Raw genomic sequence first — 13,223 nt, 5'->3', positions numbered from 1 at the left:
GATTTACTCCTGAGACAAGGCACCGGATGGCTGATCGAACCAGCGGCGCTTGAGCCACAAGGCCACGCCCACCAGTGAGATCAGTACCGGCACTTCCACCAAGGGCCCGATGACGGTGGCAAACGCGACCGGCGAGGCAAGACCGAAGGTGGCGATGGCCACAGCAATGGCCAGTTCAAAGTTGTTGCTTGCTGCGGTGAACGCCAGCGCAGTGGTGCGCGGGTAGTCGGCCTCCAGCAGCTTGCCCATCCAGAAGCTGATGAAGAACATCACCACGAAGTAGATGGTCAGCGGGATAGCGATGCGCAGCACATCCAGCGGCAGTTGCAGCACCATGTCGCCTTTCAGGCTGAACATGGCGACGATGGTCAGCAGCAATGCCACGAGGGTCAGCGGGCTGATCTTCGAGATGAAGCGCTCCTGATACCAGGTCTCGCCCTTGCTGCTGATCAGGATCTTGCGGGTCAAGAAACCAGCCAGGAACGGGATACCCAGATAGATCAGTACCGATTGGGCGATTTCGAGGAAGCTGGTCTCGATGACGCTACCTTCAAGGCCAAACAGTGGCGGCAGCAGGCCCAGGAAGATCCAGGCGTACACGCTGAAGAACAGGATCTGGAAAATGCTGTTGAAGGCGACCAGACCGGCCACGTACTGGTTGTTGCCACCGGCGATCTGGTTCCACACCAGGACCATGGCAATGCAGCGTGCCAAGCCGATGAGGATCAGGCCGGTCATGTACTCAGGCTTATCGGAAAGGAAGACAACGGCCAGCCCGAACATCAGGACCGGGCCGATCACCCAGTTCTGGATCAGCGACAAGGTGAGGATGCGTTTGTCCTTGAAGACCTGCGGCAACTCCTCGTATTTCACCTTCGCCAGAGGTGGGTACATCATGACGATGAGGCCAATGGCGATGGGTATGTTTGTCGAGCCTACCGACAGGCTGTTCAGCCACGCTGGAAAACCCTGGAACAGACTACCCAGACCAATGCCTAGGCCCATGGCCAGAAAGATCCAGACCGTCAGGTAGCGGTCGAGGAATGAAAGTCGGCTTTTGCTCATGGTGGATCTCCCTAAACGTCAGAGCGTTCCGATGCGGGCCAGCTCGACCTTGAGCTGGGCGGCATCCATTTGGTCGAAAGGCAGTGCGATGAATGCCTTGAGGCGTCGCTTGATCTGCTCAAGCGTGTTGTCGAACGCCGCGTCCAGCTCGGCGGCGCTACCGTGCAAATCCGAAGGGTCAGAAAGTCCCCAGTGGGCTTTCACTGCTGGTCCGAAGAACACGGGGCAGGCTTCGCCAGCGGCCTTGTCGCATACGGTGATGACAAAGTCCGGTGCCAGCTCGGCATGCGCGTCACTGGACTTGCTGTTGAGGCCCTCGGTGGAGATACCGGCACGCCGCAGCGCGGTGATGGACAGCGGGTGCACCTCACCCTTTGGCTGGCTGCCGGCGCTGTAGGCCTTCATGCCGGCCGGGGCCAGATGATTGAAAACAGCCTCGGAGAGGATGCTGCGGCAGCTATTGGCGGTGCAGAGGAACAGAACATTCATCGGTTTTTCTCGGCAATGATCAGCAGCAGGAGGCGACGCGTTGAGGGCGGTCACCCATGGTGTCCAGTCGTTTGGTGCTAGTACTTAGCCATTCGCGGTTGGCTTCCAGCGTCGTCGCCAGGACCTCACGTACCCAGGCAGGAAGGGATGGATGCAGCCGGTAATAAACCCACTGGCCCTGACGGCGGTCTTCCAGCAGGTCACAGGTGCGCAGTTGCGCCAGGTGGCGGGAAACCTTGGGCTGGCTTTCTTCCAGCGCGCAGGTCAGTTCACAGACGCAGAGTTCTTCCTCGCGAGCGATCAGCAGCATCATCCGAATGCGGTTCTCGTCGGCGAGGCATTTGAAAACCTTGGTGGGGGTCAGCGAGTCAGTCATAGCAATTCTCAGTGTTTGGTTTTCACCAGGACGAACATCTTGATGCGCTCATGTATCTCGTGAAGCGTGTGTCGGAAGGCATCGTGTTGGTCACTGGTGACAGGGTCTTCGAAGTTCCACGCCAGAAACTCGCCGAAGGCAGGCAACGCATGGCACTCATGGGCCGCCTTGTCGCAGAGCGTAATCACATAGTCGAAGCGCTCACCGGCGAACTCATCGATGGACTTGCTGTGCAAAGCGCTGGTATCGATAGCGAGGTTTTCGAGGGCGGCATAGGTACGCTGGTCGACCTCGCCAGGCTGGGTCCCGGCGCTGAAAGCCTCAAAGCGAACAGGGTCCGTGTGGCGGAGCAATGCTTCGGCGAGCTGGGAGCGTGCGGAGTTTGCGGTGCAAACGAACAAGACGCGGATCTTGCCAGCCATCACTTGTAATCCTGCGTGTATATGGTTTTTCGAATATACGCTTTTTCGAATGTGTCGCAACCCCTCGGTGATGGGTGGCTTTACATGTGCGCGTTCACGCACATATATTGGCCGCATGACGACCAACCAAAACCTCCGTGCTCAAGCCATCGACGCCGCCATCGAGTCGCTGGACGAGGCCTTCTTCAAAGCGCTTTGCGAGCCTTCCAGAGTCGCGGTTTTCAAGCGCGTGCTTTTGCTCGGCCGGGCTGATGTCGGCGAAATCGCCAAAGAGCTGCCACAAGAGCGCTCGGTGATCTCCAGGCACCTGCAGGTATTGCATGACGCCCAGATCGTGAAGGCCACCAAGGTGGGCAGGCAGGTGTTCTATGAAGTGAATGGTGGAGCGATCGTCGAGCGACTGGAGGGCCTGCTCCAGCGAACCAAAGGTCTGGTTTCGCTGTGCTGTCCGTAGCCCGGCCTTTTTTTGTCCCTATATATGCATGAGTGCGCACATATGAATGATTCGAATCGCGTTCTGGATGTGGTCGTCATCGGTGGTGGGCAAGCAGGTTTGGCGACTGGCTGCCAATTGCAGCAGCAAGGATTGGAATACCTCATCTTGGATGAGCAGACATCCCCAGGCGGGAACTGGCGTAACTACTACGAAAGCCTGCAGCTGTTCTCACCAGCTGAGTACTCTGCGCTACCGGGGCGTGCGTTTCCTGGCGATCCCAAGGGCTACCCGTCGCGAGACGAAGTGGTGCAGTACCTGGAGGCATACGCCGCCGAGTTTCAGCTGCATTTTCAGGGCGGTACCCGTGTGGTGGCGGTCGTACAGAAGGACAAGGCATTTGAGGTTCGCACCGCCAACGGAGCGACTTTCACTGCGCGTGCTGTGGTAGTGGCATCAGGGGGTTTCAGCCGTCCTTTCATGCCTGACATTCCTGGGCTGGAGAACTTTTCAGGACACTGCCTGCATAGCTCCGCTTATCGAACACCTGAGGCCTTTGCCGGCCAGCGTGTTGTCGTTGTGGGGGCAGCGAACTCGGCTGTTCAGATTGCCTATGAGCTTGCCGGCGTTGCACAGGTAGTGCTGGCTACCCGCGAGAAGATCCGCTTCTTCCCTCAGCGGATTCTGGGGCTCGATTTTCATGCCTGGCTGAAATTCACCGGGTTGGGGCAAACACGATGGTTGAGTGATCAAAGCACTCCAGTGCTCGACACCGGCAAGTACCGAAAGGCACTTAGCAGCGGCAGAATTCAGCGCAGAGCCATGTTCCAGCAGGTACTGCCCGACGGTGTGATTTGGCCAGACGGAAGCAGCACCCAGATTGACGCGCTGATATTCGCAACAGGATTTCGCCCTAACCAGGAGTTTCTGGCGCAGCTCCCTGTCGTTGACCGGCACGGGCGTACGCTACAGCGAAGCGGCGTGGCAATTCAGGTGCCTGGCTTGTACTTCGTGGGTCTGCCCAAGCAAAGAAATTTCGCCTCGGCAACGCTGAGGGGCGTGGGTGCTGACGCGAGATATCTGATGCCTCTTATGCTTCAACACCTGGGAAAGGTTGCCCAACCAGCCGTCAAAACTCAGTTTGGTACTGGTTGAGTTTATGTTCATAGCCTTGGCCTGAACGTAAGGCTGACGGCACCCCTTGCATTCTGATTTAGATACCTGGCAGACCCTTTTCACCGCAATGGATGGACAGAGCCTGCTACAGGGGAACTAACTGAAAAGCGCCCAGAAACGGCTGAAGTTGACAGTAGCAATGGCAAGGCCGCTGAGCACGATCACGGTTGTGTAGATTGGGTGGTCTTTGACGATCTCAACCAAAACTACAGGGTGCACCCCGTTCCGCTCGTACCATTTGGATTTTGTCTTCAGAGACTTGTCATGCGTCCTTTCGAAGAAATTCGCAAACATATCGAGCTTTCTTAGCGTCGATTGATGCATTTTTATGTATTCAGCATTCACAAAGGCTGCTGCTTCATCAGCACCCGGCAGCGCATCTTGGTCGCTGGCATTGTTGAGCTCAGCTAACGCCATGATCCTGCCTTTCCTTCCTTTACTATCGGCATGCGGAGCGTAGCTTCTTCCGTATAAGGCGACCAGCTCACGCGCAAGGTCTACCTTTTTGTCATCCGGTAACTCTACAGGCTTGCCTCCGAGCACCCGGAATCGATGCTCGAGTGCAAAGAACCCGAAATTCTCGTCCCGCATGTTCCAATGCAGAAACCGGCAATCCTTGTGCTTATCAAGCCACTGGAAAAACCCCTTCAACATCGACTTTTCGAATTTATTGAGCTCGGCTTGCATGCTAGACAGCTGTTTACTGAGCTCTGCTTCCTTATGGATTGACCACGATTTCGTCTGACCTGTTTTTAGGTTTCGTGTGGCAATGGATGTCACACGTTTCGACTCCCCGGTATCGTTCTCGTAGAACGATTCGCAGGAATAGTGGATTACGTAGACACGGTTCGCATCGAGGTAGAGATCCTCGATTAACGCCCTGCTTCTTTTACGATCCTTTACCCGATCCAGCTCTGCTCCCACACCTTCCCCCTCAACCCAGTGCAATGTAGGCAAAGCTGGTGATTCTGCTCTCAAATTTTCGTCCCCGCTAGTTCCACTTCTGGCGTCGGACTTGTTGGTCTGCGGGGGCCGCTCTCAATCTTCAGAGGCTAAAGCGCCCCGCCAGATCTGAGCTCTGGCAGGGCTTGGTCTGCCCCTCAACTGCAGCCTTAGGTGTTGCCCACCGGTGTACAGCAGCTAACTTTTTCAACAGAAGGAACGGCCAAAGGTTTCGGTGAATCGCAGCAACTGGCCTGAGTCGCGGGCTCGGGCGCGCAGCAGTTGGACGCTTCATCTTGCTCCTCGAACTGAAGGCTGCAGACACCGGTTTCGGGCAGTTCGAGCTCGACACGCCGTGCCGCTTCCCAGTCGCCTGCAAGCCCGGCCATGATTGAGCGCACCTGCTCATACCCGGTAATCATCAGGAATGTCGGAGCACGACCGTAGCTCTTCATGCCTACGATAAAAATGCCTTCGTCGGGATGAGAGAGCTCATCGATGCCATGGGGGCGAACGGTACCGCAGCTGTGCTCATTCGGGTCGATCAACGGGGCCAACTGAACAGGGCTTTGTGTAGCCGGGTCGATAGCCAGTCGTAGCTCGCCCAGAAGCTGCAGATTAGGGCGGAAGCCCGTGGCGACGATGATCTCATCCACCTCTGGCAGAGCTTGGCCATTGCTGTGCACGACCAGCCCCTGTTCGGTCGTGTCGACCTGGCTGATGGAGATGTCCTGGTGTAGCGAGATCTTTCCTTGTTCGAGCAATGCACGGATTCGCAGACCCAGGCTGCCGCGTTCGGCCAATTTGTCATTGGCACCACCACCCAGAATTTTATCTAGCGAGTGTCCGCGAATAGCCCACGAAACCTGGGTACCGGGCAGTTGGACCAGATCCTGAAGAGCGTTGAATGCCGAGTGTCCGCCACCTACAACCAGCACTCGGCGCCCGAGATAACGATCGTGCGCATTGCCGCTGACATCGGGAATCCCATAGGCAATATGCGCTTTGGCGTTCAACTCTCCCAATGCCGGAATGCCGGATGCGCCCATCCAGTTCGGGGTCTCGTACGTGCCCGAGGCATCGATGACTGCGCGAGCCTGGATGTCTTGCTCACCCTTTGGCCCTTTAACACGCACTAGGAACGCGGCAGATTCGCGGCCTTTGGTTTTCTGCACATCAGCGCCGACTTTCGTCACAGCAGTAACGCGAGAGTCTAGATGAAGTCGTTCCTTGATGACTGGCAGCCCAGCTAGCGGGAGCAAGTAGTGATCCAGCAGTTCACGACCTGTGGGGTACGTGTCCGAATCAGGCGCTTGCCAGCCCGTTGCCGACAGTAACTTTGCAGCCTCCTTGTCTACGTTGTATTCCCACGGCGAGAACATGCTGACGTGGCCCCATTGGCGGATGCTTTCTCCAGCCTGGCTGCCTGCTTCAAAAATGAGTGGGTTCATACCCCGCGCCAGTGCGTGCGCAGCAGCCGCCAGCCCCACGGGGCCGGCGCCGATGATTACGATGGGAAGATCAGATTGGCTCATGCTCGTTCTCCTGTGTCAGGTTGGTTGGAGGGGAAGACTCGTTCAACGATGGCGCAATCAAGCCAGCGTCCTTCAAGGCATGCGTGTTTTTCATAGACGCCGACCTTTCGGAAACCGCAGGATTGGCAGAGCGCGAGGCTTGCTTCGTTGAAGGTGAAAATGCGGGAAAGGACTTTCCAGAAGCCCCGTGCTTCTGCTTCTCTCAACAGTGCGTTCAGCAGTGCCTTGCCGATGCCACGCCCACGGACATCTCGCCGCAGGTAAATCGAGAAATCAGCGATGCCGGCATAGCAGGAGCGCGCCCGGTAGCTGCTTAGGTTTGCCCACGCCACTACTGCGCCGTCCAGCTCGACGACCAGCACCGGGAAGCGAGACATATCGGCAACCCAGGGCTGTACATCCATAGCGGTCCGAGGCTGGGTCTCAAACGTAGAGCTACGGTCATCGATCCCTTGGTTGTAAATCTCGGCGATGGCCTGAACATCACCGAGCTGAGCGGGGCGAATGTGCATCTGGCTTCCTTTTTAAGTTGGTAGTAACAACAATTTAGATAAAAAAGGGAGATCTCTCCCTCATTATTCTTGCGGCTTCGCTGGGCAACTCTCGTTTGCCAAGCCACAACGTACCTCAGCAGCGCGGGTCAGCTGCCGCAGGAGCGTCAGGGCTCCCAGGCGTACTTCCGGTGCCATGCAACTGATCATCGCCTTTTCTTCATTGATGAGATCATCGCGGATGCGCTCATACAGGTCGGCACCGGCTTCGGTAGCCTGGACCCGCACGGCACGGCGGTCTTCCGGATCTTCCACGCGGGAGACATACCCTTTGCGCTCCAACGTATCGACGACACGGCTAGCCGTACTCTTGTCCAGGAACATTTCCTCGGCCAGCGCCTGCAGACGTAGTGGTCCCTGCTTCACCAAGGTCTCGATGGCGTAGCACTGGGTGACGGATACGTCGTAGCAGCAGATGCGATCGCGATCCCTGAACTGGTAGACGCGCACCAGCTGGTTCAGGGCTTCGTAGAGGTCTTCAGCATCACGGCTAAGGTCGTCGTTGTGCTTGTTCAGCATGTCATTTCCAGTTAGTTGTTACCTGCAACAATATGGGCGATGAGCGCGCTCGTCAACTGACCGGTCATCAGATTGACCTTTCAGAGCTCCGTCGACTACATTGGTTGTTACTAACAACCATAACGAGGACTGTCGTGACTCGACATGAACCGCCCCTGCCAGCTAACGTGGGTCGCACTCGGTTGGTGTTCACCTTGGGTATCACCCAGATCTTGGCTTGGGCGTCGACGTTCTACCTCCCGGCGGTCCTGGCAGGTCCAATTGCTCGCGATATGGGCTGGTCTCTATCGTTTGTCGTGGGCGGACTGTCTTGGGGCATGCTAGTTGCTGGTCTCTGCTCTCCGCTGGCTGGCCGATCGATTGACCGTCGCGGCGGGCGCTCGGTCCTTGTTTTCAGCTCGCTGATGCTGGGTGCAGGGCTCATGGTGATGTCGATCGCCAGCTCTCTGTGGCTCTATTACCTGGCTTGGTCGCTCCTCGGCGTAGCCATGGCCACGGGTTTGTACGACGCGGCCTTTGCCACTCTTGGGACGTTGCTGGGAGAGCGTGCGCGGGGTGCAATAACGGGGCTGACCTTGATTGGCGGCTTTGCCAGTACTGTTGGATGGCCCGCGTTGGCGGCACTGGAGTCATGGATAGGCTGGCGGGACACCTGCTTGGTACTTGCTGCGATACATGTTGTGGTTGGCTTGCCTGTTCATTGGTTGGCGGTGCCGAAACCGCTCGGCTCAGGAAAAGAGTCAACCTCGGAAGAGCTGGCTTCGGTGACGCTCGATGAACGTAGCCGCCGCCTTTTCTGGCTTGTTGCAGGTCTGCTGACGGTAGTCGCCTTCGTCATGGCCAGCCTCTCGGTTCACCTGCTCGCGGCACTCAAGCAACTGGGCCTGCCAACGGTCACGGTATTGGCAGTCGGGATGGTCATTGGACCGGCCCAGGTGGTTGCCAGGGTGCTGGAATTTTCGATTGCCCGGCATCTTCATCCGAGCTGGTCGGCTCGCGTCGGTGTGATGGTAAGCCTCATCGGCATCTGCCTGTTTATCCCAGGTGTGCCTTGGCTGGCATTTCCTGGAGCGGCACTTTACGGCGCGGGTATGGGGATTTTGACCATCGCCCGTGGCACATTGCCGTTGGTGCTTTTTGGCCCCCAGGGATATGGCGCCCGGATGGGAGCACTGGCGCGGCCCATGCTTCTCGCACAGGCCGCAGGGCCATTTGCTGCAGCTTTTGTGTTGAGCGCTCAGGGCGCCCCTGTGATGCTTTTGCTAATGGCGATTATGGTGGCGGTGGCGCTGTGGGGTAGTTGCTACCTGCCTACTAGGTCTGATCCCTAGCAGCAAGCCCGAAATCATCCGCGGGCTGTTGCGGGTCAGCCTCGAACATGTTGACCGTGCGCCGCTCCTGCTTGAGGTAAGTGATGGTCATGAAGAAGAACGTTTCGCAAAGCTGTAGTCAGTTACAACCCTGGTTTGCCCATTGGTAGCGTTGCTCTAGGGGCCGTCGTCATACTGGGGGCTAGCCTACCCGTAATGATGGACGCATTCATGAGCCAGGAGCCAGCCCTCCCCGAGCAGTACGCACAGCTTCGCCAACTAAGTGACAACGCCCCAGGGCCGCTGAAACGTAAGCGGGGGTTCGATTTTGAGCGCGTGTTAAAGCGACTACTGGACGCGGATGGTCTAGAGCCTCGATCTAGCTACAAAGCAAAGGGGGAGCAAATTGATGGCTCGTTCTACCTGGACGGGACCTTCATTCTGCTGGAAGCGAAATGGCACGCAGATCCGATACCTGCTTCCACGCTTTACCAGTTTAAAGGCAAGGTGGACGGTAAGCTCGTTGGTACGCTTGGTGTCTTCATATCAATGTCAGGCTATTCCGAGGATGCCGTCGATGCGCTGACAGCAGGGAAGTCGCTGAACCTGATCCTGTTCAACAAAGAGGATATAGACGCCGCCATCGCTGGAAAACAGGGCTTCAAGACCATTTTGAAAGCCAAACTGCGTAAGGCTGCCGAAGAAGGATTGGTGTACTACCCGACCGCAATCGAGTTGGTGGAAAGCGCTGGCACGGAAGGAGTGGCAGTTGAACGCCTTCACTTCGATCGCATGACAGACAGGGTGATTGGCCGACCAGACTCGTCATCAGCTGACCTCATTATTGTCTGCGAGGGGGACTCAGATAGAGAGGTTCTGGCTCATCTCGCGCAGCGAATTCTGGAGCATTCACCGTCATCAAAGAAAATCGAGGTGATTTCAGCATTGGGCAAGATCGGTGTTCCCAAAATCGTTAACAGCCTCCTGATGAGTCAGCCCGAAGTCAGGGTTTTGGCTGTGGTGGATAGTGACAACGATATCGAAGGCACCAAGTCGATGCTCGATGAAATCATCACCTATACCAATTGGGCGCCCGTCATCATCCATCCCAGACTCGGACATTGGCTAGGGCTTACTAGGGAGCATGGGAGACGCTATCCGAGCTTCGAGGCCTACAGCAAAGCGCTTTTGAAATTGGACATGAGAGAGCTGCGGGCTACCGACCCTGTGTTCCAGCTGTTCTATGACGAGGTCAGCGCGATCTGATCGCGAGCTAGTAGCCTCCGCTTGCTGAATCGTGAATGATCGTTCGGTCCGCGACTGCCTCGATGGTGCTGCAGGTAGCGTGGTAAGTGGCTGCGACAGCTTTAATTCTCTAGCACGACCTGTGGGCTGAGCATTTTCGCCATTTGCGACAGCTTTGCGGTTTCCTCGTAATGGGGGAAGAGCCCCATGATGCGGGCCTCCTCTGCGACAGTTTTAATTCTCTAAATCCACGCGTCCCATCGCGACACAAGGCCGCTCCCACAGGGAATCGCGTTCCCCTGTGGGAGCGGCCTTGTGTCGCGATGGGCTGCAATGCAGCCCACGGCTATCTCGCATCAGATCTGCATCGCCATCCCGTCCACATTCATCGCTGCCTGGCGCAAGGCCTCGGAGCGGGTGGGGTGGGGGTGGCAGGTGAGGGCGATGTCTTCCGCCGAGGCCGAGAACTCCATGGCCACGCAGAACTCACCAATCATCTCGCTGACACTTGGGCCCACCAGGTGCACACCCAGCACTTCATCGGTCTCGGCGTCGGCGATGACCTTGGCGAAGCCTTCGGTCTCGTGGTTGATCTTGGCGCGGCTGTTGGCCGTGAACGGGAACTTGCCGACTTTATAGGCACGCCCTTCGGCCTTGAGCTGCTCTTCGGTCTTGCCCACGGTGGCCAGCTCCGGGCGGGTGTAGATCACACCAGGGATAAGGTTGTAGTTGACCTCATGGGGCTTGCCGGCGATGCGTTCGATGCAGGCCACCGCTTCGTCTTCGGCTTTGTGCGCCAGCATCGGGCCGGAGGTGACGTCGCCAATCACCCAGATACCCGGCACGGCAGTGCGGTGGTGGTCGTTGCCGAGCATGCCGCGCTTGTCGGTCTCCAGGCCCACGCTTTCCAGGTTCAGCCCTTTGGTATAGGGGCGGCGACCGATGGCGACCAGTACGTAGTCAGCCTGCAGCGTTTCTGCGGTACCGCCAGCGGCTGGCTCCAGGGTCAGGCTCACGCCATCGGCGCTGGCGTTGGCCTGGGTCACCTTGCTGCCCAGCTTGAATACCATGCCTTGCTTGGCCAAGGCCTTCTGCAGGGTCCTGGCGGTTTCTTCATCGGTGCCTGGGCAGATGCGGTCGAGGTATTCGATGACCGTGACCTGGCTGCCCAGGCGACGCCATACCGAACCCAGCTCGAGGCCGATCACGCCGGCGCCGATGACGACCAGGTGCTTGGGCACCTGTGGCAGCGACAGCGCGCCGGTCGAGTCGATGATGCGCTGGTTGTCGATGGTCACGCCCGGCAGCGGGGTAGGCTCGGAGCCGGTGGCAATGACGATGTCCTTGGCTTGCAATGCGGTTTCGCTGCCGTCCTCAGCCTTGACCACGACCTTGCCGACACCATCCAGGCGGCCCCAGCCCTTGATCCAGTCGACCTTGTTCTTGCGGAACAGGTACTCGATGCCCTTGGTCAGGCCGGTCACGCTCTCGTCCTTCTGTTTCATCATCTGGGCGAGGTTTAGGGTAGGTTTGACTTCGATACCGAGGTGGGCGAACTCGTCACCGCTGGCGGCTTCGTACAGCTCGGAAGCATGCAGCAACGCCTTGGAGGGCATGCAGCCCACGTTCAGGCAGGTGCCACCCAAGGTCGAGCGGCCCTCCACGCAGGCTACGCTCAGGCCCAGCTGGCCGGCACGGATGGCTGCGTTGTAGCCGCCAGGGCCACCGCCGATGATCACCACGTCATAGGATTTCATGGGTTCAACTCCAGGATGAAGAAGCGCAAGAGGGGCACAAGGTTAAGCTGAGATGCAAAAATTGTATACAATCTGCTGTATGGATAAGATCAGTCGGTTCTAGACCATGGTCTGGTTTAGAGGAAACATCCCACGAATGAACTACTCTGATCCGGCGACGTTCGAAATATAAGGCGTCGTGGCCAAATACGGACAGGAGGGTCGTTCATGCTTGCGCAACTTCCACCGGCACTGCAGAGCCTGCATCTGCCGCTGCGGCTGAAACTGTGGGACGGTAACCAGTTCGATCTGGGGCCTAGCCCGCAGGTCACCATCCTGGTCAAGGAGCCGCAGCTGATCAGCCAGTTGAGCCACCCGAGCATGGACCAGCTGGGCACGGCATTTGTCGAAGGCAAGCTGGAGCTGGAAGGCGACATTGGTGAAGCCATCCGCGTATGTGATGAGCTGAGCGAAGCGCTACTGACCGACGAGGACAACGTCCCACCGCAACGGCGGGCCCATGACAAGAGCACCGACGCTGAAGCCATTTCCTACCATTACGATGTTTCCAACGCGTTCTACCAGCTCTGGCTGGATCAGGACATGGCCTACTCCTGCGCCTACTTCCGCGAGCCGGACAACACGCTGGATCAGGCACAGCAGGACAAATTCGATCACCTGTGCCGCAAGCTGCGGCTGGACGCCGGTGACTACCTGCTCGACGTTGGTTGTGGCTGGGGTGGGCTGGCGCGTTTCGCTGCTCGCGAATATGGCGCCAAGGTGTTTGGTATCACCTTGAGCAAGGAGCAGCTCAAGCTCGGCCGCGAGCGGGTCAAGGCCGAGGGGCTGGCCGACAGGGTCGACCTGCAGATTCTCGACTACCGCGATCTGCCTCAGGATGGCCGCTTCGACAAGGTTGTCAGCGTTGGCATGTTCGAGCATGTCGGGCATGCCAACCTGGCGCTGTATAGCCAGAAACTGTTCGGAGCCGTGAGGGAAGGGGGCCTGGTGATGAACCACGGTATCACCGCCAAGCATGTGGATGGCCGCCCGGTCGGGCGTGGCGCTGGCGAGTTCATCGACCGCTACGTGTTCCCTCATGGCGAGCTGCCGCACCTGTCAATGATCAGCGCCAGCATCTGTGAAGCGGGGCTGGAGGTGGTGGACGTGGAAAGCCTGCGTTTGCACTACGCCAAGACTTTGCACCACTGGAGCGAGAACCTGGAGAACCAGTTGCACAAGGCAGCGGCGCTAGTGCCCGAGAAGACCTTGCGCATCTGGCGCCTGTACCTGGCCGGGTGTGCCTATGCCTTCCAGAAGGGCTGGATCAACCTGCACCAGATACTGGCCGTGAAGCCCTACGCCGATGGGCACCATGATCTACCCTGGACGCGTGAAGACTTGTATCGCTGAATTGCAACCAA

Annotated in this window: 14 protein-coding genes; 5 read left to right on the top strand and 9 right to left on the bottom strand. The window is 57.9% G+C overall.

The features are described from left to right. Positions 1-3: 3 nt before the first annotated feature. From arsB to MKK04_RS26275, 4 genes are read right to left on the bottom strand one after another with little or no spacing between them, the layout of a single operon-like run. Positions 4-1,065, bottom strand: coding sequence for an ACR3 family arsenite efflux transporter (arsB, locus tag MKK04_RS26290; protein ID WP_241106115.1), 1,062 nt, complete (start codon positions 1,063-1,065; stop codon positions 4-6). 18 nt (positions 1,066-1,083) lie between these two features. After that, entirely contained in the window at positions 1,084-1,554 is a 471-nt protein-coding gene (locus MKK04_RS26285) for an arsenate reductase ArsC (protein ID WP_241106822.1), read from the bottom strand. A 19-nt stretch (positions 1,555-1,573) separates the two neighbouring features. Next, on the bottom strand, positions 1,574-1,930 hold the full coding sequence (locus MKK04_RS26280) for a metalloregulator ArsR/SmtB family transcription factor (protein WP_051096013.1): 357 nt from the start codon (positions 1,928-1,930) through the stop codon (positions 1,574-1,576). Positions 1,931-1,938: 8 nt separating this feature from the next. Beyond that, positions 1,939-2,352: an arsenate reductase ArsC gene (locus MKK04_RS26275; protein ID WP_241106114.1), complete on the bottom strand. Its 414-nt coding sequence runs from the start codon at positions 2,350-2,352 to the stop codon at positions 1,939-1,941. A gap of 115 nt (positions 2,353-2,467) precedes the next feature. Here MKK04_RS26275 and MKK04_RS26270 point away from each other — a divergent pair, with 115 nt between their 5' ends. Both MKK04_RS26270 and MKK04_RS26265 read left to right on the top strand, forming a co-directional pair. Further along, entirely contained in the window at positions 2,468-2,806 is a 339-nt protein-coding gene (locus tag MKK04_RS26270; RefSeq protein WP_186661526.1) for an ArsR/SmtB family transcription factor, read from the top strand. A gap of 42 nt (positions 2,807-2,848) precedes the next feature. Next, on the top strand, positions 2,849-3,940 hold the full coding sequence (locus MKK04_RS26265; protein WP_241106113.1) for a flavin-containing monooxygenase: 1,092 nt from the start codon (positions 2,849-2,851) through the stop codon (positions 3,938-3,940). Positions 3,941-4,057: 117 nt separating this feature from the next. Here MKK04_RS26265 and MKK04_RS26260 read toward each other — a convergent pair whose 3' ends face one another. The 4 genes from MKK04_RS26260 to MKK04_RS26245 form a co-directional block, all read right to left on the bottom strand. Beyond that, complete coding sequence (locus tag MKK04_RS26260) at positions 4,058-4,885, bottom strand: hypothetical protein (protein ID WP_241106112.1); 828 nt, start codon at positions 4,883-4,885, stop codon at positions 4,058-4,060. Between the two features lie 188 nt (positions 4,886-5,073). Beyond that, positions 5,074-6,438 carry an NAD(P)-binding domain-containing protein gene (locus tag MKK04_RS26255; RefSeq protein WP_241106111.1) on the bottom strand — a complete coding sequence of 455 codons (1,365 nt, stop codon included), beginning with the start codon at positions 6,436-6,438 and terminating at the stop codon, positions 5,074-5,076. Further along, positions 6,435-6,950: an arsinothricin resistance N-acetyltransferase ArsN1 family A gene (locus MKK04_RS26250; RefSeq protein WP_241106110.1), complete on the bottom strand. Its 516-nt coding sequence runs from the start codon at positions 6,948-6,950 to the stop codon at positions 6,435-6,437. The genes MKK04_RS26255 and MKK04_RS26250 overlap by 4 nt, the downstream gene beginning before the upstream one ends. A gap of 63 nt (positions 6,951-7,013) precedes the next feature. Continuing rightward, positions 7,014-7,508, bottom strand: coding sequence for a MarR family winged helix-turn-helix transcriptional regulator (locus MKK04_RS26245; protein ID WP_241106109.1), 495 nt, complete (start codon positions 7,506-7,508; stop codon positions 7,014-7,016). Between the two features lie 32 nt (positions 7,509-7,540). On the opposite strand from MKK04_RS26245, the gene MKK04_RS26240 reads away from it, so the two are divergent. Next, the gene (locus tag MKK04_RS26240) at positions 7,541-8,839 is read left to right on the top strand and encodes an MFS transporter (RefSeq protein WP_241106108.1); all 1,299 of its coding nucleotides are present in this window, start codon (positions 7,541-7,543) and stop codon (positions 8,837-8,839) included. Between the two features lie 210 nt (positions 8,840-9,049). Next, positions 9,050-10,084: a restriction endonuclease gene (locus MKK04_RS26235; protein ID WP_241106107.1), complete on the top strand. Its 1,035-nt coding sequence runs from the start codon at positions 9,050-9,052 to the stop codon at positions 10,082-10,084. A 335-nt stretch (positions 10,085-10,419) separates the two neighbouring features. On the opposite strand, the gene lpdA is transcribed toward MKK04_RS26235, so the two are convergent. Further along, the gene (lpdA, locus tag MKK04_RS26230) at positions 10,420-11,820 is read right to left on the bottom strand and encodes a dihydrolipoyl dehydrogenase (protein WP_207831393.1); all 1,401 of its coding nucleotides are present in this window, start codon (positions 11,818-11,820) and stop codon (positions 10,420-10,422) included. A gap of 207 nt (positions 11,821-12,027) precedes the next feature. On the opposite strand from lpdA, the gene cfaB reads away from it, so the two are divergent. Next, entirely contained in the window at positions 12,028-13,212 is a 1,185-nt protein-coding gene (cfaB, locus tag MKK04_RS26225) for a C17 cyclopropane fatty acid synthase CfaB (RefSeq protein ID WP_207831391.1), read from the top strand. Positions 13,213-13,223 lie beyond the last annotated feature (11 nt).

This window comes from Pseudomonas sp. LS.1a (assembly GCF_022533585.1).
In the GTDB taxonomy this organism is placed as follows: Bacteria; Pseudomonadota; Gammaproteobacteria; order Pseudomonadales; family Pseudomonadaceae; genus Aquipseudomonas.
Note: the sequence above shows the minus strand (reverse complement) of the source record. Positions and strands in the feature narration are given on the sequence as shown.